The organism is Varibaculum sp. GTC20041 (genome assembly GCF_055387755.1).
The window spans coordinates 448,445-467,360 of the sequence record NZ_AP041144.1; the positions used below are offsets into that span (position 1 = coordinate 448,445).

Consider the following 18,916-nt stretch of genomic DNA (forward strand, 5'->3'; position numbering starts at 1 on the left):
TGCAAGTATGCGAACTCCGCTTAGTAAGCAAGATATAACTAGTCTCAAAAGTCTGATAGCGGCGGGAAAACTACTGGTAGTACCCACCGATACGGTCTATGGAATAGCGGCCGACCCTTTTTCGGCTTCCGCAGTAGATAGGTTGCTAACGGCAAAAGGTAGAGGCCGGGATTTCCCCTCCCCGGTACTAGTAAGTAGTATCTCGCAAGCTGGTGCTTTGGTACCCGAGATTCCGGCTCTGGCCAGAGTGTTTATGGAGAGGTTTTGGCCGGGAGCTCTAACCGTGGTGTTACCAGCGCGAAAAGATTTGCCACTCGACCTGGGGGTAACGGGAGGAACCGTAGCCCTGCGCCAACCAAATCAAAGTGATCTTTTGCAATTACTGCAAGAAAACGGACCGCTGGCAGTAACTTCGGCGAATCTTCATGGGCTGCCGCCTGCACAAACGGTTAGGCAAGCGCAAGAATATTTCTCTGATAAGGTCGCCGAGTATATCGACGCCGGTCCTAGTCAGATTGGAGAACCATCCACCATAGTTAAAGTAGAGGAATCAGGGTACTCGGTGCTACGCAGCGGGGCAATCCCGCCCCGCCAGCTTGTAGCGGTTGCCGGGAAAGCAACAAAACAATAGGGAGAAACGCGTGAAAGCCTATCTGTTACTGGGAGTAATTGCTTGTGCGATTACTTTTTTGGTGACCCCGATAGTGCGCCGTATCTCTTTGGCACTTCACGTTTTGACCCCGGTGAGGGAGCGCGACGTTCACCAGGTGCCCACTCCGCGACTTGGTGGGGTTGCTATGTTGTGCGGACTGCTAGGGGCGTTTTTGATTTCGCGGCAGATGCCTTATTTTTCCCAGTTTTACGCCGATCCCCAGGTGTGGGCGCTCATCTTTGGTTCGATCGCGATAACAGTGCTGGGGGTAGTGGACGACGTTTATGACTTGAATTGGTGGACTAAACTCTCCGGACAGGTCTTGATCGCGGCTGCGGTCGCTTGGCAGGGCATTCAAGTGGTTTCGTTCCCTATCTTTGGGATGACTATTCCCTCAACCAAGATGTCGATTCTGATAACCGTGCTGATCATAGTGTTTTCTACCAATGCGGTTAACTTTGTTGATGGTCTTGACGGTTTAGCAGCCGGAATCACTTTGATTGGAGCGGGAGCATTCTTTATCTATTCATATCTATTGATTCGCCTGACCAACGCGCAAAGTTATGCCTCCTTCGCTGCCATGATCGGAATCGTAATTGTGGGGGTTTGCCTAGGTTTTCTAGCCTCTAACTTTCATCCCGCAACTATTTTCATGGGAGACTCGGGCTCGATGCTGCTGGGGCTGACCATTTCTTGCATGTTCATCGTAGTTACTGGACAAATCGATCCGGTTTCTCTGGGCACATCACAGTTCCTGCCGGCAGCGATTCCGCTGCTTTTGCCGCTGGCAGTAATGGCTCTACCTTTCGCAGACATGGTAATGGCGGTGATTCGCCGCCTGGCCAATGGGCAAAGCCCCTTCAAACCAGATCGTCTTCACCTGCATCATCGCCTGTTGAAGATGGGGCATTCGCATCGTCGCGCAGTGTTGGTGATGTACCTGTGGGCATTTTACTTTTCGGTACTGGCAGTTTGTTTGCTAAAGCTTGACTGGCTTCCCGAGTTAATGCTGGCAGTGCTAGGCGGAATAATATGTCTGATAGTTACCATTTCCTACTTACCGGGATTGCGTAGTTACTATTCACAGGGCGCGGATCCCCATCCCCGGCATGTACGAGGAAAGGATGGTCGATGAACGAAGATGTCGAAAGGTTCTCCGAAGGAACGTCGGGGAGGGGCTTCCCCCCTGCATATCGAGATACTGACGGAAGGAGTCCGCGGACACCGGAAGTCACCACCGTAGCTGATCGCTACGGCGCGCGGATGGCCATTCGCAAAGGAAATCGCGCTGTTGTCGTGATCTTGGCGATCCTAACCCTGATTTCCGTACCGGCGGCAGGCATACTTCGTTCTTGGCCAGGGGCACTAGGGGCTCTTTGCGCCATGGTAATCATGTGGGTGGTGGCGGCCGTTGGAATCGGCGCCAACCGGTTGGTATTGCGAGATCCGCTGCGCACTAGCGGCTATGTTTTTGGAGCCTATTTAGTGAAACTGGTCATAGTTATCGTGGCGGTAGCGGCGCTTCGCCCTCTGCCGCAGGTTGATAGCAAAGTGATCTTTCTGGTGTTGGTAACCGCAATTTTACTAACCACTATTGGAGAGGCACGAGTAGTAACGAAAACCAATAAAATAACTATTGGAAAGCTCTAGACTAGCTATTTCTATGGTAAAATTCCGCTTAGTTCTCGGGGACGCAGGTCCTATGCTAAGTTATTTTAGAGATATTCGGGAGTCCGTCCACCGACCGAAATTAAGCGTTAGGATGGAATCCGGATCACGGTTTTCGGCCAAAATCGGCAGAATTGAAGGGAACAGATAGTGTCACTGATGCTTAGTGGGCTAACCACCCTGATACCGCAAAGCGGCTTCGAGGCACCTACCATTGACGAATTTTTTCCAGATGTAATAGCGTTCGCTGGCACCCCCTTCGAAATGAACCGCATCACCTTGGTGCGTATTGTGCTGCTAGTGGCCTTCTTGATTTGCGCGATTCTTTACACGCGCCGAGCCAAAATGGTTCCGGGGGCGGCGCAATCTACTATGGAATATCTGCTGGATTTTTGCCGTACCAACATTTCTGAACAGGTGATGGGCAAAGAATATGCCCAGAAATACAACGGTTTTGTAACCGCGATCTTCTTTACCGTCCTCTTTATGAATATCGGGGGAGTCATCCCCGGGTTAAATATTGCTGGTAGCGCCGTGGCGGGGATTCCGCTCTTGCTGGCAATATTTGTCTGGTTTTTGTTTATCATCGCGGGAATCCGGGCACAGGGATTTGGGGGCTATTTTAAATCCTCGTTATTTATCCCGAACGTTCCCAAAGTGCTCTATATTTTGCTGACTCCCATCGAGTTTTTCTCGACCTTCATCGTTCGTCCCTTCACTTTGTTTGTCCGGCTTTTGGCCAATATGATCGCCGGGCACATGCTGCTAGCGCTGACTATTTTGGCATCCAACTATTTCCTACTTACGGCCGCAGGAGGGTTGAAGGTGATATCGATAGTCACCTTCCTAGCCGCAATTGCGGTGACTGCTTTTGAAATTTTTGTTGCCTTCTTGCAGGCTTATGTGTTTGCGGTGCTGACCGCAGTCTACGTTGAGCAGTCGGTGCACTCCCATTAAAGACTTCCGCTTTTGGCGGGAAAACCCACAAATAAAGAAAAGAAAGAGAAGAAAATAATGACTGGATCAATAGCTACTCTTGGATACGGATTGGCATGCCTCGGCCCTGGTATCGGCCTTGGTATTTTGATTGGTAAAACCCAGGAATCTATGGCTCGCCAGCCCGAACTAGGTGGCCGCCTAACCACCAATATGTTCATCGGTATCGCCTTCGTAGAGGCGCTTGCCCTGATCGGTTTGGTTGCCGGATTCCTGTTCTAATCTAATCGCAAAAGGGAAACTTGATGTTAAACATGATTCAGCAGGCCGAGGCAGGTGAACACAATATTCTGCTACCTGCGATTCCCGAGTTGGTCTGGTCTGCGATTATTATCGCGATCTTCTTCTTCGTAATTTTGAAGTACGTTTACCCAAAGTACAAAGAAATTACTGACCAGCGCGCCACCACCATTAAAGATGGCTTGGAAAAGGCAGAGCAGGCGAAACAAGAAATCGCCGATGCTAACGCCCAATCTGAACTGGCATTGCGCCAGGCTCACGAAGAAGCAGCCCAGATCCGTTCTGAGGCACAAGAGAGTGCCAAGCGGATCGTGGCAGAGGCGAAAACCCAAGCTAGCGAGGAAACGGAGCGTATTAGTGCCCAGGCACAGCGGCAGGTAGAAGCCAACCGGCAAGCGGCAGAGATTTCTCTTAAGACTGAGGTCGGGATGCTGGCTGCAGAATTGGCAGAGAATATTGTGGGCGAACAGTTGACGGATCGGGATCTATCTGCACGGGTAATTGACCGTTTTTTGGATCAACTGGAAACCTCCTGCGAAAAGGAAAGTGTTAGGAAATAATGCGCGCATCCAGTAGGCAAGCTCTAGAGCAGGGCAAAGCGGTTTTAGCCCGGCAAACGGGCATGACTGCCCAGACTTGTTACGACTGGGCGGATGACCTCTTTGCACTATCTGACTTGGTGCAAGGCTCATCTAGGATTGCATTAGCGCTTACCGATCCGGCTCGTAGCCTGGAGGATCGGGTCAGGTTGCTCCAAACCTTGGCCGAAAACCTGTCAGAGGTTGCACTTACCACCGTCGAGGGCGCTCTTAGCGCAGCTCCCAGTGCCCAAGAACTGCCCACCGTGATTGAAACTCTCGGTGAATGCGCAGTACAACGCGGTGCTCAGGCTGAGGGTAAAGCTATCGAGATCGCGGACGAAATATTTTCTTTGGAACGATTCGTACGTGCTAATCAGCAGGTACGCTCCGCGCTTTCGGATCGCAATCGCGAGCCAAAATATCGGGTGCGCCTACTACAGGAGCTGTTTGGTTCCAGTTTGTCGCGTCCGGCTACGACTTTGGCTCTCCGGGCGGTTAGTGCCGTAAGTCGCAATAGTAAGCTGGAGGACTCCGTGTCCTTAACTGGCAACTTGCGTCATATGCGCCGTGATTTGGCAGCAGCTGGCGACACTGTGGTAGCAACGGTACAGGTGGCAACCCCGCTTGCAGATGCCCAAGCTGAGCGACTGCGCGATATTTTGTCACGGCGCTATCAAAAAAACATTCACCTCCAGGTGAGCGTGGAACCTTCGGTGCTAGGAGGCATGAAAGTTCGGGTGGGTTCCCAAATTTTCGATGGCTCCTTGGCCACCATCATTCAAGAAACAAAGCAGAAACTGGCCGGGTAGTACCGGAACGTTAGGAAAAGGCAATTTCATGGCTGAACTTCAAATCCAACCGGAGAAGATTCGTGACGCCCTCGCGGACTTCGTAAGCTCCTATGAGCCCACTCGCTCTACCGAGGACGAAATCGGGCATGTAGTGATGGCGGCTGATGGTATCGCGCAGATCGAGGGCTTGCCGGGAGCAATGGCGAACGAGCTTCTCAAGTTCGCCGATGGCACTACCGGATTGGCAATGAACCTAGAAGATCGCATGATTGGCGCGATTGTGCTGGGCGACTTTTCAGGTATTGAAGAGGGACAACCGGTGCGCCGTACCGGAGAGGTACTATCCGTTCCAGTGGGTGACGGGTATCTAGGGCGTGTAGTTGATCCCATGGGGCAGCCCCTAGACGGCCTGGGCGAGATTCAAGATATTGAAGCACGCCGGGTTCTGGAGCTACAGGCTCCCGGGGTGATGATGCGCAAATCCGTGCACGAGCCCCTGCAGACTGGCCTGAAAGCCATCGACTCCATGATTCCGATTGGGCGAGGTCAGCGGCAGTTGATTATTGGAGATCGCCAAACCGGTAAGACTGCGATTGCGATTGACGCTGTGCTTAACCAGCGAAAGAACTGGGAAAGTGGCGACCCCAATAAGCAGGTACGCTGCATCTATGTAGCTGTGGGGCAAAAAGGTTCCACCATTGCCAGTGTGCGTGGCCAGTTAGAGGCCGCCGGAGCCATGGAATACACCACCATCGTGGCCGCTCCTGCTTCTGATTCTGCCGGGTTTAAGTATCTGGCACCCTACACCGGTTCGGCTATCGGTCAGCACTGGATGTACCAAGGCAAACACGTCCTCATTATTTTTGATGATCTTTCGAAACAGGCAGAAGCCTACCGTAGCGTTTCCCTCTTGCTACGCCGTCCGCCGGGGCGCGAAGCCTACCCCGGTGACGTGTTCTACTTACACTCGCGGCTCCTGGAACGCTGTGCCAAGCTTTCCGATGAGCTGGGTGGAGGCTCGATGACCGGATTGCCTTTGATTGAAACCAAAGACAATGATGTGTCGGCTTATATTCCTACCAATGTCATTTCGATTACCGACGGTCAGATATTCTTACAGTCCGACCTGTTCAACTCGAATCAGCGTCCGGCAGTGGATGTAGGTATTTCGGTTTCTCGTGTAGGCGGCGACGCGCAGGTCAAGGCGATGAAGAAAGTCTCCGGTACGTTGAAGATTACTTTGGCGCAGTACCGGGATATGCAGGCTTTCGCGATGTTCGCTTCCGATTTGGATGCCACCACTAAGAGGCAGCTAACCCGGGGCGCAAGGCTCATGGAATTGCTGCGGCAGCCCCAGGCTACTCCCTACGAGGTCGAGGATCAGGTTTGCTCGATTTGGGCAGGAACCAGCGGGTATCTAGATGATATCGAGGTATCTGATGTTCACCGCTTCGAGTCGGAGATGCTTGCCTATTTGCATGCCAATTCGGATGTACCCGCCAAGATTAAAGAAACCGGGCAGTTCGATTCCGATACGGAAGAGGCTCTAAAAGCAGCGGTCGAGAAGTTCCGCAGCGGTTTCGTTTCTTCCCAGGGAGTGCTGGACTCGGAAGTTAATATTCCGGACGAGGTTTCCGAAGCTGAGCGTGATAACGAAAAACTGGTGGTAGATCGCCACAACAAGAAAGATAAAAAGGATTAACCTTGAGCGGAAAGCAGCGGATATATAAGCAGAAGATCAAGGCCACGCAGACGCTGGGCAAGGTCTTTCATGCTATGGAGCTGATCGCGGCCTCGCGTATCGGAAAGGCTCGCGAAGCTGCCACTCAGTCCACGCCCTTTGATACGGCAATCACGCAGGCTTTGGCGGCTTTAGCGATTCACTCCTCTTTTGATCATCCGATCACCAGGGAGCGGCTGGACACTGATCGGGTAGCAGTCATGTGTGTTACCTCCGATCGCGGTTTGGCCGGTGCCTATTCTGCCTCTATCTTGCGGGAAACTGAGAAGCTAGTGGAAGAGCTAAAAGAGCAGGGTAAAGAGCCAGTACTCTATAGCTATGGACGCAAGGCAGAAAGTTACTTTCGCTTCCGCGGGATTCCGGTGGAACAGTCTTGGAGCGGCAACTCGGATTCTCCAACTATCGAGCAATCCTACGAGATCGCAGATGTTCTTACCGACACTTTCTTGGCGGACGTGCTTCACCAGGGAGTCTGCGAAGTTTACCTGGTGTTTACTCGCTACGTGAACATGGTCAAACAGGTTCCGATAGTGCGTAAAATGTTGCCGCTGGAGGTCATCTCGGAAGCAGAAGCCGAAGAGATGGATATTAACCTGGATACGCCCCAGGGCAAGGTACCTCCGCTGTACGAATTTGAGCCCAGCCCCGAGGCAGTTCTAGACCAGATCTTGCCCATGTATGTGCGTTCGCGGATTCGCTCGGCGCTGCTGCAGGCGGCTGCCAGCGAGCTGGCCAGCAGGCAAACCGCGATGCACACTGCCAATGATAATGCTCAAGACATGATTGAGCGTTACACTCGCCTGGCTAATAATGCGCGTCAGGCAGAAATTACTACTGAAATAACGGAGATCGTCGGCGGGGCAGAAGCCTTAGCCGCTGGTCGCTAGAGGAAACAGAGGATTAAGGAGACTCTAATGAGTGATACCGAACGGACTACGGGCGTGGGACGGGTTTCCCAGGTGATCGGCTCGATTGTGGACGTGGAGTTCCCGCCAGATCATCTGCCGGAAATGTACAACGCCCTGGAGACCATGATCCAGATTGAGGGCGAAGCTACTCCCCATAAGCTCACTTTGGAGGTGGCACAGTTCCTGGGCGACGATGTAGTGCGCTGCCTAGCCCTAAAGCCCACTGACGGATTGGTGCGCGGACAGGAAGTAACCGATACCGGAGCCCCTATTTCGGTTCCGGTAGGTGACGTTACCAAGGGACACGTATTTAACGTGACCGGCGATTGTCTCAACCTGGAAGAGGGGGAGACCCTAGAGATCAAAGAACGGTGGCCGATTCACCGCGACCCGCCCTCTTTCGATCAGCTGGAATCCAAGACCCAGATGTTTGAAACTGGGATTAAAGTTATTGACCTGCTTACCCCCTATGTGCTCGGCGGAAAGATCGGTCTATTTGGCGGAGCGGGCGTAGGTAAGACCGTGCTTATTCAGGAAATGATTCAGCGCGTAGCCCAAGATCACGGCGGTGTATCGGTATTTGCTGGCGTGGGTGAACGTACCCGCGAGGGTAACGACCTGATCCACGAAATGGATGAAGCCGGGGTATTTGATAAGACCGCACTGGTATTCGGACAGATGGATGAGCCTCCGGGGACGCGTCTGCGCATTCCGCTAACCGGTCTAACCATGGCGGAATACTTCCGGGATGTCCAGCACCAGGACGTGTTGCTGTTTATCGATAACATTTTCCGTTTCACTCAGGCTGGATCGGAGGTATCGACTCTGCTGGGGCACATGCCGTCGGCGGTAGGCTATCAGCCGAACCTGGCCGATGAAATGGGGCTGCTCCAAGAACGCATTACTTCGGTTGCAGGCCACTCGATTACGTCGCTGCAGGCGATTTACGTGCCGGCTGACGACTACACTGACCCGGCTCCGGCAACTACTTTCGCGCACCTAGATGCCACCACCGAGCTTTCGCGTGATATTGCTTCGCGTGGTTTGTATCCGGCGGTTGACCCCTTGTCTTCGACTTCGCGCATTTTGGATCCCACGTATGTGGGTGAAGAACACTATCAGGTTGCCACCCAGGTAAAGTCGATTCTGCAAAAGAACAAAGAACTGCAAGACATTATCGCGATCCTAGGTATGGATGAGCTTTCTGAAGAGGATAAACTCACCGTGAACCGGGCACGCCGAATCCAGCAGTTCCTGTCGCAGAACACCTATATGGCCGAGAAATTCACCGGGGTAGAAGGCTCCACGGTTCCGCTGGCTGAAACTATTGAGGCCTTTAAGCGCATCTGCGAAGGCACTTATGACCATATTCCGGAGCAGGCATTCTTCAATATTGGCGGGATCGAGGATCTGGAACGCAATTGGGCGAAGCTGCAGAAGGAAGCGGCGTAATGAGTTCGCTTTCGGTTAAAGTAGTGACCCGCTCGGGGGAGCTGTTTAGTGGGCAGGCGGGATTCGTCTCCCTGCCCACTACCGAAGGCTCGCTGGGGATACTGCCGGGACACCTGCCATTTTTGGGTACCATTACCGCGGGAAAAGTTAAAGTGGGGATGAAAGAAAACGACCCGGATGCCCGGTTTTTTGAAATAGTTCCCGGATTTGTTTCCGTTGATGAAGATAAGGTAACCATAGTAGTTGACGGGCTGTAAATCGAAAAGATTTGGCTAGAGGCGGTATAGTTAGGCCATGACGGCGCTAAAAGTTCTTCTGCTAATCATTTTGGTGATTGCCGCCCTAGTGGCTTTAATTGCCGCCTATTTTTTGTGGCGTATGAATCGCCTTTACCGTCAGGGGGCTTTTCTGTGCTCCTACCGACCGGATGTAACTTCCGGATGGACCGAGGGCTGCGCAGTCTATGAGGCCGAGTCTTTAAACTGGTACAAGGCGGCTGCTCTATCGTTCCGTCCCGACAAGACTTGGCCGCGCCGAAAAATAGAGCTAGGGAAAGTCCACAATTACCTGTCCAAAAAGGGGATACGAAACGTTGCGGTTCCGGTTACGGTGGGTACCCATCGTTTTTGGTTGTTTCTTTCCGAGGACGACCACGCCGGCCTCGTATCCTGGGCAGAGGCGGCGCCCCCTCGCGAAATTCCCCAATCGTGGGGTTAAAATGCTTGCAAAATGACGCAGTAAACACCCGGGTGAACCATTCTCGCCGATAACCTAGAATAGATTCTCATGCGCGTACTTTTCGCTAACTGTTCCGTCGAATACAGTGGTCGCCTCACCTCGTTTCTGCCGATGGCACCGCGAATGATTATGGTGAAAGCCGATTCTTCGGTGCTTATTCACTGTGATGGCGGCTCCTATAAACCCCTTAACTGGATGGCAGGGCCGGCTACTATCGAAGAATTACCGGTACCTCCCGAGGACGAGGCCGCCGGCATAGAGCAGATTTGGTTAGTAGAATCAGCAAAAACTGGAGATCAGCTAAAACTGCGGGTCGGAGAGATTTTCTCGGAAACTAGTTGCGATCTGGGAATAGATCCGGGACTACAAAAAGACGGGGTAGAGGCGCATTTACAAGAGCTGCTGGCGGCGCAAGTTCCCGATATCCTGGGTGCCGGATGGGAACTAATCCGGCGTGAGTATCCCACCCCGGTAGGTCCGGTCGATTTACTGGTTTTCGACCCCGATCTCAATCACGTCGCCATCGAAGTGAAGCGGCGCGGAGAAATCGATGGGGTGGAGCAGCTTACCCGCTACCTAGATCTGCTTTCCCGCGATCCGATTATGCCGGAAGTGCGGGGAATTTTTGCGGCGCAAGTAATCAAACCGCAGGCCAGAACCCTTGCTGAAGATAGGGGGATTCGCTGTCTAACCTTGGATTACGATACGATGCGAGGAGTAGACGACGCCGAGTCGCGCCTGTTTTAAGCCATGAAAATACAACTTATCGGGCAGGAGCATTGCCGCTATGAATGAAGTATTTGCCATCCGCGGACGAGTAGTAACCGCGAGTCGCATCATTACCGATGGGGCAGTGGTAGTTTCTGGAGACGCCATTGTTTGGATAGGCGAATCAACTGCGGCTAAAGATGCTGGTTTCGGTGACGAAATCCTGGCAGCCACCGCTCCAAGCGACGATCGTTACGTATTGCCGGGGTTGATTGACGTCCACTGCCACGGAGGCGGGGGTGTGTCTTTCCCGGATGCCCAGTCCGAAGACCAAGCCCTGGCAGCGGTGGCGGAACATCTACGCTGGGGTACTACTTCGCTGGTAGCCTCGCTAGTTACGCAATCACCGATGGTACTGCGGGAGAAAGCAGAACTATTGGCCGGGATGTGCGCGGCAGGTAAACTCGCGGGTATCCATTTCGAAGGTCCCTTCATTGCTCAGGGGCATTGTGGCGCGCAAGATCCCGCGCATATTCAAGCCCCGAATGAACCCTTAGCGCGTGAGCTGCTGATTGCCTCGCGCGGCTATGCGGTGTCGATGACTTTCGCGCCGGAAAAACCTTATGCCATGGGACCTTCCGGGGTGGCAGAAACCTTGATTGCAGGTGGGGCAGTGCCTTCCTTTGGCCATACCGATACCAGTTCTCAGAAGATGCGGGATGCCTTGGTAGAAGTGCGGCAAACCCTGCAGCATTCGGCGCATGCCCGCTGCCCGCATGCCACGGTAACTCATCTGTTTAATGGGATGGCACCGATGCATCACCGCGATCCCGGACCGGTTCCGGAGATCCTGGCGGATGCGGCCGGGGGCGGAGTGATTGTCGAACTCATTGCCGACGGTGTCCATGTGGATCCTTCCTTGGTGCGCAATGTATATGAACTGATCGGGCGCGAACAGATGGTATTCGTGACCGATGCGATGGCCGCTACCGGGCTGGGAGACGGCGACTACGTCCTCGGGGGACAAGCAGTAACCGTTAAAGAGGGCGTAGCGACTTTGAGTCAGCGCGGCGGAGGGCTCGCGGGCGGCACCTCTCACCTCATCAACCAGGTGAAGATAGCGCATAAGGCAGGAATACCGCTGGTAGATGCGGTGTATTGCGCTTCGACGCAAGGGGCAAAAATCTTAGGAAACCCCCAATTAGGGCAGGTAGCTCCCGGCAAGTTTGCCGATCTTTTAGTTACTGATGCCGATTTGAATCCTATGGAAGTTTACAAACGCGGATCCCGGGTATTTTAAAGTGGCTAGGCGCTCTCGTAAACGTCCCTGGGGGGAGCACCGGCCTTTAAGAATGGATTCTTTAGCTTCCATGCCACGGGCAGTTTCCCGCCGGGATGGTGATTTCCAGGTGCAGTACCTGTCCCAGGCACGTAAAACTTATGTGTGTCCCGGGTGCAGTCAAGAGATCCAGATCGGCCAGGCACATGTGGTGGCTTGGCGAACCGATTCTATTTTTGGTACTCAAGCTGGTTTAGATCAACGCCGGCATTGGCATCGTTCGTGTTGGGAACGCGGTCTCTAGTATTTGCGGGTTTGTAACGCTCGCCAAAACTCTAAAATATAATTCCGTAACTATCATCCTAGTTTTCGAGGTCATCTTCTCCGAGCTGTGCGAAGATGGAGATTATGAACGTGGCTATTTTTACGCGGGATGCGCATAGAATGGCGGGCACCCCCGCAGTGGTTTTATTAGCAGCTTTTCCCTATGACCATCGAATGTGGGAAGGGGTTGCCCGTCGTTTCGAGGGAGTGCCGGTAATAGCGATTGATCCTCCCGGATTTGGCCGTTCCCCGGTTCCGCTAGATCCGCCCTCTTTAGAAATCTATGCCGATTATGTAGCCCAAGCGGTAAGAGCAGAAGGGGCAGAAAAAGTACTGGTGTGCGGGAACTCGATGGGGGGATATACCGCGCAGGCGATGATTGAACGGCATCCGCGATTAGTGGGGGGAGTGGTACTAGTGGGCACTAAGGCTGATATTGATACTGCGGCCGCGCGGGCTGCCCGCACGGAAATGGCAGTCGGCGCCCTGGTTGGCAGGGCACAAGAACAATTGGTGAAGTCTATTCCCACTATGTTGGCTAAAGAGACCCTCACGGATTTTCCCAAGATTCCGCAGCTGATGGAAAAATGGATTAACGAGGCACCCGGGGAGGCAATTTCTTGGGCGCAGCGTGCTTTGGCGGCGCGCCCTGGCCGTCTAGAGACCCTAGGGAGGGCGCAAATCCCGGCAATGGTGGTTCGGGGGGAACAAGATCAAAACTCCACTGCAGCCCAAGCGGAAGCGATGGCCAAGGCGCTCGGTACCCGGGTAGTCTCCGTGCCGCGTGCGGGTCATTTGGTGCCTTTAGAAGCACCCTCGGCGGTGGCGCGGGCAGTGATGAGTGTTTATCGGAGGATATCCTGACTTTTGCGCCGGGATTTAACTTAGAGCGCCGGGCGGAAACTAATTTTGCCGCGGTCGGATTTATGGGTCTGTAGTTTAAAACAAGTTGCTGAACGCCGCCTGAGAATTTTGGTATTTACCTGCTGAAACCGGGAAATATCGACCGCAGAGTGAGACTAGAAAGCACGGGTAGGGCTTAGCCCCCTAACTTAAAACTATGAGTTCGTATTCTGACTTTGATCTAGCGTTGTCTAAGCTTCGTCCGCATATGTTTGGCAAGTATGTATTCTTGTCGGAGCGGGATGGTCTGCCCGCGGGATTAGAGCCGTTTGCACAGATAAAAGAAGAAGAAGGACTCACCCTAATCGTTCCCTTAGAACAGGCAAAAGCAGCAGGTCTGGCCGCGGGGAAAAAGATCTATCGCCGAATTACTTTGGATTGCGATGTCTCGCTAGAAGAAACGGGGCTGACTTTTACGGTTGCTTCCCAGCTGGCCAGCCAATCTATTCCCTGCAATGTTTTATCCGGACTGCACCATGACCACCTGATGGTACCGGCAGCGCGGGCGCAAGAGGCCATATCTTTGCTGCAGCAGCTCTCCCAGCAGGCTAAAGGCTGGCTCCAATACTAAAATCGCTAACTGTAGACTGATTTAAGAGGATAAGGCCGCGCTGATTTGAGACAGAGTGGTAGCGTTGCCACCCACAAACACATTCTCAATATTTCTATCCGCGCCGGGCTTGCCCACTTTCTTTCCTTGCGGGTCATAGATTCCGATTTTTGCTCCCACATAGCGGCGCTGTGAAAACGAAAACTTTTTTACCTGGGCAAAGCCGGCCTCCAAAATGGCGCTCACCATCTCGTCCTCGCCAATCCAAGATTCGTCATTATAGGAAACCACTATGGTTTGGGCGCGTACCCGGCCAAGCAAGGAAAAGAAACTTTGCGCCATAGTGCGTTTGGAGTTAAATACTGAACGGTGCTGATCACCGCGCGCATCGATCCTTTTGCGCGCCACGCCGTAGGTCTCCGGGGCATCCCAACGCACTAAGGTTTCCCAAATATGGTAATTCGTGAAGTAACGATGCTGGTTATAGGGGGGATCTAGGTATGCGAGATCTACTTGGGGTACCTGGTCAACCAGTTTGAGGGCGTCTCCTTGTAAGGCCTGCCCCTTTCCCGGCAGTAGCTGCGGCAAACGTAGCTCTAACTGGTTATAGGAACGCGGTGCCCACTTCTTCAGATAAGCCATTTGGACTCCAGTGGTGGAATCTACCCGGTCGGCGGCCTCCATCAGGGAAGTTAATAATATCGGGAATAAGGGATCATCTTGCAGGTCAACCAGGTAATCTCGGCAGGCATCGATACGCCTTCCGTTATGGGGCTGAAAAAACCGGGCTTGGCGGCAAAAAGTCTCGGTAAAGTATCCCTCTTTACCTTTAAGGGCGCTCATTGCCTCTAGATGGTTGCGTAAGGCCGCGATATCAACGGTGTTGGCATCAGTTTTGATATAGGTGCGCGCCAATTGGTAACTATAGGAAGCAAGATCGCAGGCAGTGGTGAAGATCCCGCGACGTTTAAACTCTTGGGCGACCCGGGTAGTACCGGAAAACAGATCGAGAGCGCTGTTCGCACCAGTAGCGCTAGCAATGCTTCCTAAAGTTGGTACCAGGTTCCGTTTTGACCCCAGATATTTAATCAACTTACCTCCTTCCCCTTCCGCTCACTATAAACCAGACCCTCAGCATTTAAAGCATCTGACTTACACGCGCTGGGAGTAGGCGAAAAAGTACCAATAGGCAACTAGGGTGGAAGTATGGCAAAAGAGGAAGCAGCAGCCGCACGGGCATTAGTTAAACTGGCAGATGGAACCGTTAAACAACGAAATCAGTTAACTGGAACCGAGGTGTGGACGGTACCGGGTCGGGGCCACCGCCCGCTTTCCAAGCCCCAGGTTAATCCCAGTCCCATTAGCGCCCAGGATCATACTTCCACTTGTGCCTTCTGCTCTGATCGCTATTTAGAAACCCCGCCCGAAAAATCTCGAATTGTCTTAGGGGATGCGGATCTGCCAGCAGATAACACTACTCGCTGCGGAGATTTCCGGATTGTAGAAGGATTAGCTGCCGATCAGCTTAGTAAATATCCGGCAGATTTTCGCCGGATCCCGAATCTATTTGAAATCGTTTCCTACCAGTACTGGCACCTTAATCATGGTCATGAACCTTCCGATAAGGAACGCCAGCGTTTGGCAGAGTATTTAGCTACCCCCACCGGCTATGACCATGTGCTGCGGGTAGTGCGAGCTAAACTCCACCAATACGGGATGAATGACGAGGAAATAAATAGCCTTTCCGAACCGGAAATGTTGGGGCAAGCAAACTCGTTCTTCTCGGGTGGGCATGATCTGATTGTGGCTAATCGACATTTTGTTCCGGGAGCCACTGATTCCTCCCAGCTGGCTTCCGCGGGTACTCTGACTCCGGAGGAACATCATGCCTATACTGCCTTCACGGCGAGGGCGCTGCGGGATCTGTACGATCTGGATCCAGCCGTCAAATATGTGGCGACGTTCCAGAATTGGCTAAAACCGGCGGGCGCCAGTTTCGATCATCTGCATAAGCAACTGGTAGCGATTGACGAATTCCCCGTTCAGACCACTCAAGAACGCGAGCGACTGCGCAAAGACCCCGATATTTACCACACCATTTTGAAGATTCGAGCTACTCGCGGGCTGATCTTGGCACAAAACGAGGACGCGATCGCAATGGCGGGGGTGGGACACCGTTATCCTACGATCGCGGTTTGGCCGCTCGGTGAGCCCTGTAATCCCTGGGACGCGGGAGAAAAGAAGACGCGGGCAGTTTCTGATATTTTGCACGCTATCCATGCTGCTACCGGTGCTGATGTCCCTTGCAATGAAGAGTGGTATCACCGTCCGCTATCGGTTTCGACTCCCATGCGCTGGCGGATCTTACTGAAATGGCGAATTTCAACTTTGGCGGGTTTTGAGGGCGGTACCCGGATTTACCTAAACACGATTGATCCGTGGGGCATTTCCCGGCGGGTAGTTCCTCGGCTAAAAGAGCTGCGGGCAGCCGGTAAAATCGCTGATATGCGCATTGGTGAGGAAACCAAAGTTTTGCCCTCCTTATTGGATTAACCACGCGTTATCTAGGAACTGGCCGCTTGCGTGCGGGTATCTGAACTGGGATTGAAGACGCAGACGCTAGGGGAATAAGACATAAAAGAATCGGGAGGCTATCGCCTCCCGATTCTTAAACTAGCTATTTGCTACTGCTAGATTTTGCCGGATTTACTTGTCGCTAGAGAAGCCTTCTTTGATTTTTTCGGCAGCAGCCTTTAGGTTAGCGCCGGCTTCTTCGGCCATGTCCTTGGCTTTATCGGAGAATTCAGAAACCTTATCTTTGATTTCTGCACCCACCTGGTCAGCTTTGCCTTCGGCTTCTACGTTCTTGTCTCCGCTAACTTTACCGGCAGCTTCTTTTGCTTTGCCGCCCAAGTCCTCTGCAGAGTTCTTAATCTTGTCGTCCAGTCCCATGTTGTTCTCCTTTTATATTTTATGAATCTACGCGATCCGCAGATCCTAAATTGGTTCGCCAGTTCGTGGTTAGTTGTACCAGAATCGGCATTTTTATTCCTAACACTTGATCTAACTTCGCAATCGCTTGATCAATTTCTATCTTAACTGCGCGAGGGTTCGTTCCCTTGTAAACCGCGGCGGTTAGCGCCAGTCCTGGACGCTTTTTTACCTCCCATGAAGAGATTTTTAGAGAGGCAATGTCGCGACTACTAGCCACTTCGCTCTCGATTATATCCTGGATTAACCCCAATTCGGCAGTAATCTCGCCCTGTTTGTCAGAATCCTTCCCGACCTTATTTAAAGCCAGCGAGCGAATCTTGCCGCCGCCTTGGGAAAACACCCAGACTATTAGCAACAGGATCACTACGATCACCAAGGCTAGGGCTCCCGCTTGAACCGCGGAAATCTCTCTGCCTTGCACCTGGAAGGTTGACTGTCTAGCCAGGGTGGTAAATCCGGACTCTATTTTTGAGCGGTAGTCAAGAAGGCGGCGGTGAATCGAGGAAGAGGTAGCAGCGGAGGTAATTGAAACTCCGGCGACAAGAAACAGCAAGCCAAAAATAAACAGTAAGATCCGATTCAAGGCTCGGGGTAGTTTTTTCACTTTTCGAGCCTCCCTTCGGTAGCGACCTTAACTGCTGATTTTAGCCGCGGCCTCAGCTGCCAGGAAGCGATTTCTTTACTTGCCACCTGTTGCATTTGCGCTTGGTCCAAGGGACGCCCAGTACTAGGGATAATAGTACTTACCGAACGCCGTTTACTAACTGCGGTAGAGACGGTTCCTTGTGGCAGTCCCGCTTCTTCACGTACTAAACGGGAAATACCCGCGGCGACCACCGCGTCATCCACAACGTAGGCAACGCGTTCGTCACTTAGGGCATGTTTACTTAAAGTACCCGGCAGCACTGCTTTAGCTAGCAATAATATTCCGCAGAGGGTTAGCAGCACCCCTACGATAATCGCTAGAGGGCGGTGACTATCACTTAAAGATGCAAATCCTTGCTGCCACATATCAGCCGGGTTTACCAGCAAGGGGTCTTTCCCAGCTAACGCCAGCACGCCCTCGGTAGCTAAAAACCCCAGAGCGGCAATTATGAGGATCGCTAAAATAACGCTGCTGAAAGCGCGCGAGGAATGGGTCTGCCGCCGGACCAGATAAGAGACATAAGGACCGGATTTGCTGGATTGGTTACTCATTGCAGCTGCCTCCGTTCCTGATGCTTATAGATTCCAGTTAAACGCAGATTTACCCGTCCGACTTTTGCTCCCGCGATCTGGCCAACGCGGGTAACGATGTCACGCCGCGCCGCGTCTGCCAAGGAAAACACGGAGGTATCAGTGGTGTTAACGATATTATCTACGACTTGGGAGCTGAGGGGACAAGAAATATCTATTCCCAGTAGCCCCTGGTCGTCACGGGTAGAAACTTTGATTTGCTCACCGGGGACACTGATTCGCTGCGCGGTAGCCGCCTTCGCAATGGTTTGGATAGCGCGCGCAGACACCGTGGTGATCCCCGCAAGTTCTGTTGGTTCCTTATCGGAATTCATTAATCCTCCTTCTTAATCGGAGGTGGTAGTGTGCTTGCCGATTAGGGCTTCACCTACGCCTTTCAGATCTAGCTTTCCCGAAGCAGCCCTGCCTAATACCGCCCCGATGGCCATAAACAGGATGGCGACTAGGAATCCAAAGAATCCGTGAGCTACGGCCATATATGCCAGAAAAGCACCACAAAAAATACCAGCTATGGTGGTCATGTTTTTCCTTTCCGGTGAAGGTTACTTCAGATCCTTTTTATCTTTCTGGTCTTCGTCTTCTTCATTGTCGTCATCGTCCGGTACATGCACATCCGTAACCTTGATGTTTACTTCGGTAACTTCTAGTCCCACTAGCCCTTCGATAGCCGAGAAAATAGCTTCCCGAACTTTATCGGCTACTTCGTGTACCGGGTAGGGGTATTCCACAATCAGCACTACGTCCAGTGCGGTTTGCGTCTGTCCGATTTCTACCGAAATACCCTGGGTAATGCTTTCGGAGGCTCCGACTTTGGAACGCAAAGCCCCCAGGGCGCGGGCGGCGGAGTTGCCCAGATCGTAAACTCCGGGGATCTCTTTTATGGCCAGACCAGCAACTTTGGCAACTACCTGGTCGGCAACGGTGGTTAGCCCCTGCCCTTGATCCTCGGCAACGTTATTTGCAGGGATAAGTTCTTTAGCCTCTTCGGCGGTGGGTACTACGGTCGGGGTCTTCTTATCTTGTTTGCTATTTGCCATTATTCCTATCCCTACTTGGTTGGGTAACGTTATGCTTTCAATGGTCTATTACCAGCAATTTCTAGATTCCTGATTCATATTGACCTGCTTTCAGGGTATCGGAAGTTGCTGCTCTAAG

25 protein-coding genes are annotated in these 18,916 nt (G+C 52.6%); 18 read left to right on the forward strand and 7 right to left on the reverse strand.

What is annotated here, in order from left to right:
- Positions 1 to 7: 7 nt before the first annotated feature.
- The 17 genes from ACZ5BI_RS01805 (at position 8) to ACZ5BI_RS01885 (ending at position 13,552) form a co-directional block, all read left to right on the forward strand.
- Positions 8 to 631: an L-threonylcarbamoyladenylate synthase gene (locus tag ACZ5BI_RS01805; protein ID WP_464896500.1), complete on the forward strand. Its 624-nt coding sequence runs from the start codon at positions 8 to 10 to the stop codon at positions 629 to 631.
- A gap of 10 nt (positions 632 to 641) precedes the next feature.
- On the forward strand, positions 642 to 1,787 hold the full coding sequence (locus ACZ5BI_RS01810) for a glycosyltransferase family 4 protein (RefSeq protein WP_464896501.1): 1,146 nt from the start codon (positions 642 to 644) through the stop codon (positions 1,785 to 1,787).
- On the forward strand, positions 1,784 to 2,302 hold the full coding sequence (locus tag ACZ5BI_RS01815; RefSeq protein WP_464896502.1) for a hypothetical protein: 519 nt from the start codon (positions 1,784 to 1,786) through the stop codon (positions 2,300 to 2,302). The genes ACZ5BI_RS01810 and ACZ5BI_RS01815 overlap by 4 nt, the downstream gene beginning before the upstream one ends.
- A 177-nt stretch (positions 2,303 to 2,479) precedes the next feature.
- A complete protein-coding gene (gene atpB / locus ACZ5BI_RS01820) occupies positions 2,480 to 3,277 on the forward strand; it encodes a F0F1 ATP synthase subunit A (protein ID WP_278338784.1) in 798 nt (265 codons plus the stop codon).
- 57 nt (positions 3,278 to 3,334) lie between these two features.
- The gene (gene atpE, locus ACZ5BI_RS01825) at positions 3,335 to 3,538 is read left to right on the forward strand and encodes an ATP synthase F0 subunit C (protein WP_024059362.1); all 204 of its coding nucleotides are present in this window, start codon (positions 3,335 to 3,337) and stop codon (positions 3,536 to 3,538) included.
- Between the two features lie 23 nt (positions 3,539 to 3,561).
- Positions 3,562 to 4,116 (forward strand): F0F1 ATP synthase subunit B, encoded by a 555-nt coding sequence (locus ACZ5BI_RS01830; RefSeq protein WP_316086807.1) that lies wholly within the window; start codon positions 3,562 to 3,564, stop codon positions 4,114 to 4,116.
- Positions 4,116 to 4,946, forward strand: a complete 831-nt coding sequence (locus ACZ5BI_RS01835) for a F0F1 ATP synthase subunit delta (protein ID WP_464896503.1) — start codon at positions 4,116 to 4,118, stop codon at positions 4,944 to 4,946. The genes ACZ5BI_RS01830 and ACZ5BI_RS01835 overlap by 1 nt, the downstream gene beginning before the upstream one ends.
- A gap of 28 nt (positions 4,947 to 4,974) precedes the next feature.
- Complete coding sequence (gene atpA / locus ACZ5BI_RS01840) at positions 4,975 to 6,630, forward strand: F0F1 ATP synthase subunit alpha (RefSeq protein WP_278610746.1); 1,656 nt, start codon at positions 4,975 to 4,977, stop codon at positions 6,628 to 6,630.
- Positions 6,631 to 6,632: 2 nt separating this feature from the next.
- A complete protein-coding gene (locus ACZ5BI_RS01845) occupies positions 6,633 to 7,556 on the forward strand; it encodes a F0F1 ATP synthase subunit gamma (protein WP_024059358.1) in 924 nt (307 codons plus the stop codon).
- 27 nt (positions 7,557 to 7,583) lie between these two features.
- Positions 7,584 to 9,029 (forward strand): F0F1 ATP synthase subunit beta, encoded by a 1,446-nt coding sequence (atpD, locus tag ACZ5BI_RS01850; protein WP_024059357.1) that lies wholly within the window; start codon positions 7,584 to 7,586, stop codon positions 9,027 to 9,029.
- Positions 9,029 to 9,286 carry a F0F1 ATP synthase subunit epsilon gene (locus ACZ5BI_RS01855; RefSeq protein WP_464896504.1) on the forward strand — a complete coding sequence of 86 codons (258 nt, stop codon included), beginning with the start codon at positions 9,029 to 9,031 and terminating at the stop codon, positions 9,284 to 9,286. The genes atpD and ACZ5BI_RS01855 overlap by 1 nt, the downstream gene beginning before the upstream one ends.
- A 37-nt stretch (positions 9,287 to 9,323) precedes the next feature.
- Complete coding sequence (locus ACZ5BI_RS01860; protein WP_278608571.1) at positions 9,324 to 9,746, forward strand: DUF2550 family protein; 423 nt, start codon at positions 9,324 to 9,326, stop codon at positions 9,744 to 9,746.
- Between the two features lie 69 nt (positions 9,747 to 9,815).
- Positions 9,816 to 10,514, forward strand: a complete 699-nt coding sequence (gene nucS / locus ACZ5BI_RS01865) for an endonuclease NucS (protein ID WP_278610749.1) — start codon at positions 9,816 to 9,818, stop codon at positions 10,512 to 10,514.
- A gap of 40 nt (positions 10,515 to 10,554) precedes the next feature.
- Positions 10,555 to 11,775: an N-acetylglucosamine-6-phosphate deacetylase gene (locus tag ACZ5BI_RS01870; RefSeq protein ID WP_464896505.1), complete on the forward strand. Its 1,221-nt coding sequence runs from the start codon at positions 10,555 to 10,557 to the stop codon at positions 11,773 to 11,775.
- A gap of 1 nt (position 11,776) precedes the next feature.
- A complete protein-coding gene (locus ACZ5BI_RS01875; protein WP_278610753.1) occupies positions 11,777 to 12,058 on the forward strand; it encodes an ATP/GTP-binding protein in 282 nt (93 codons plus the stop codon).
- Between the two features lie 140 nt (positions 12,059 to 12,198).
- Positions 12,199 to 12,942 carry an alpha/beta fold hydrolase gene (locus ACZ5BI_RS01880; RefSeq protein WP_464896506.1) on the forward strand — a complete coding sequence of 248 codons (744 nt, stop codon included), beginning with the start codon at positions 12,199 to 12,201 and terminating at the stop codon, positions 12,940 to 12,942.
- A gap of 196 nt (positions 12,943 to 13,138) precedes the next feature.
- Positions 13,139 to 13,552, forward strand: coding sequence for an ACT domain-containing protein (locus ACZ5BI_RS01885; protein ID WP_278610755.1), 414 nt, complete (start codon positions 13,139 to 13,141; stop codon positions 13,550 to 13,552).
- Between the two features lie 21 nt (positions 13,553 to 13,573).
- Here the strand turns inward: ACZ5BI_RS01885 and ACZ5BI_RS01890 are convergent, their stop codons facing one another.
- Entirely contained in the window at positions 13,574 to 14,623 is a 1,050-nt protein-coding gene (locus tag ACZ5BI_RS01890; protein ID WP_464896507.1) for a DNA adenine methylase, read from the reverse strand.
- A 114-nt stretch (positions 14,624 to 14,737) separates the two neighbouring features.
- On the opposite strand from ACZ5BI_RS01890, the gene ACZ5BI_RS01895 reads away from it, so the two are divergent.
- Entirely contained in the window at positions 14,738 to 16,084 is a 1,347-nt protein-coding gene (locus tag ACZ5BI_RS01895; RefSeq protein WP_278610759.1) for a DUF4921 family protein, read from the forward strand.
- 153 nt (positions 16,085 to 16,237) lie between these two features.
- Here the strand turns inward: ACZ5BI_RS01895 and ACZ5BI_RS01900 are convergent, their stop codons facing one another.
- Genes ACZ5BI_RS01900 through ACZ5BI_RS01925 form a run of 6 tightly spaced genes read right to left on the reverse strand, consistent with a single transcriptional unit; the run spans position 16,238 to position 18,798 of the window.
- Positions 16,238 to 16,483, reverse strand: a complete 246-nt coding sequence (locus ACZ5BI_RS01900; protein WP_278610761.1) for a CsbD family protein — start codon at positions 16,481 to 16,483, stop codon at positions 16,238 to 16,240.
- Between the two features lie 19 nt (positions 16,484 to 16,502).
- Positions 16,503 to 17,129, reverse strand: coding sequence for a hypothetical protein (locus ACZ5BI_RS01905; RefSeq protein WP_464896508.1), 627 nt, complete (start codon positions 17,127 to 17,129; stop codon positions 16,503 to 16,505).
- Entirely contained in the window at positions 17,126 to 17,722 is a 597-nt protein-coding gene (locus ACZ5BI_RS01910; RefSeq protein ID WP_278610765.1) for a hypothetical protein, read from the reverse strand. The genes ACZ5BI_RS01905 and ACZ5BI_RS01910 overlap by 4 nt, the downstream gene beginning before the upstream one ends.
- Positions 17,719 to 18,075 (reverse strand): hypothetical protein, encoded by a 357-nt coding sequence (locus ACZ5BI_RS01915; RefSeq protein ID WP_278610767.1) that lies wholly within the window; start codon positions 18,073 to 18,075, stop codon positions 17,719 to 17,721. The genes ACZ5BI_RS01910 and ACZ5BI_RS01915 overlap by 4 nt, the downstream gene beginning before the upstream one ends.
- A gap of 12 nt (positions 18,076 to 18,087) precedes the next feature.
- A complete protein-coding gene (locus ACZ5BI_RS01920; protein ID WP_024059343.1) occupies positions 18,088 to 18,282 on the reverse strand; it encodes a hypothetical protein in 195 nt (64 codons plus the stop codon).
- Between the two features lie 21 nt (positions 18,283 to 18,303).
- Positions 18,304 to 18,798 carry an Asp23/Gls24 family envelope stress response protein gene (locus tag ACZ5BI_RS01925; protein WP_024059342.1) on the reverse strand — a complete coding sequence of 165 codons (495 nt, stop codon included), beginning with the start codon at positions 18,796 to 18,798 and terminating at the stop codon, positions 18,304 to 18,306.
- Between the last annotated feature and the right edge of the window lie 118 nt (positions 18,799 to 18,916).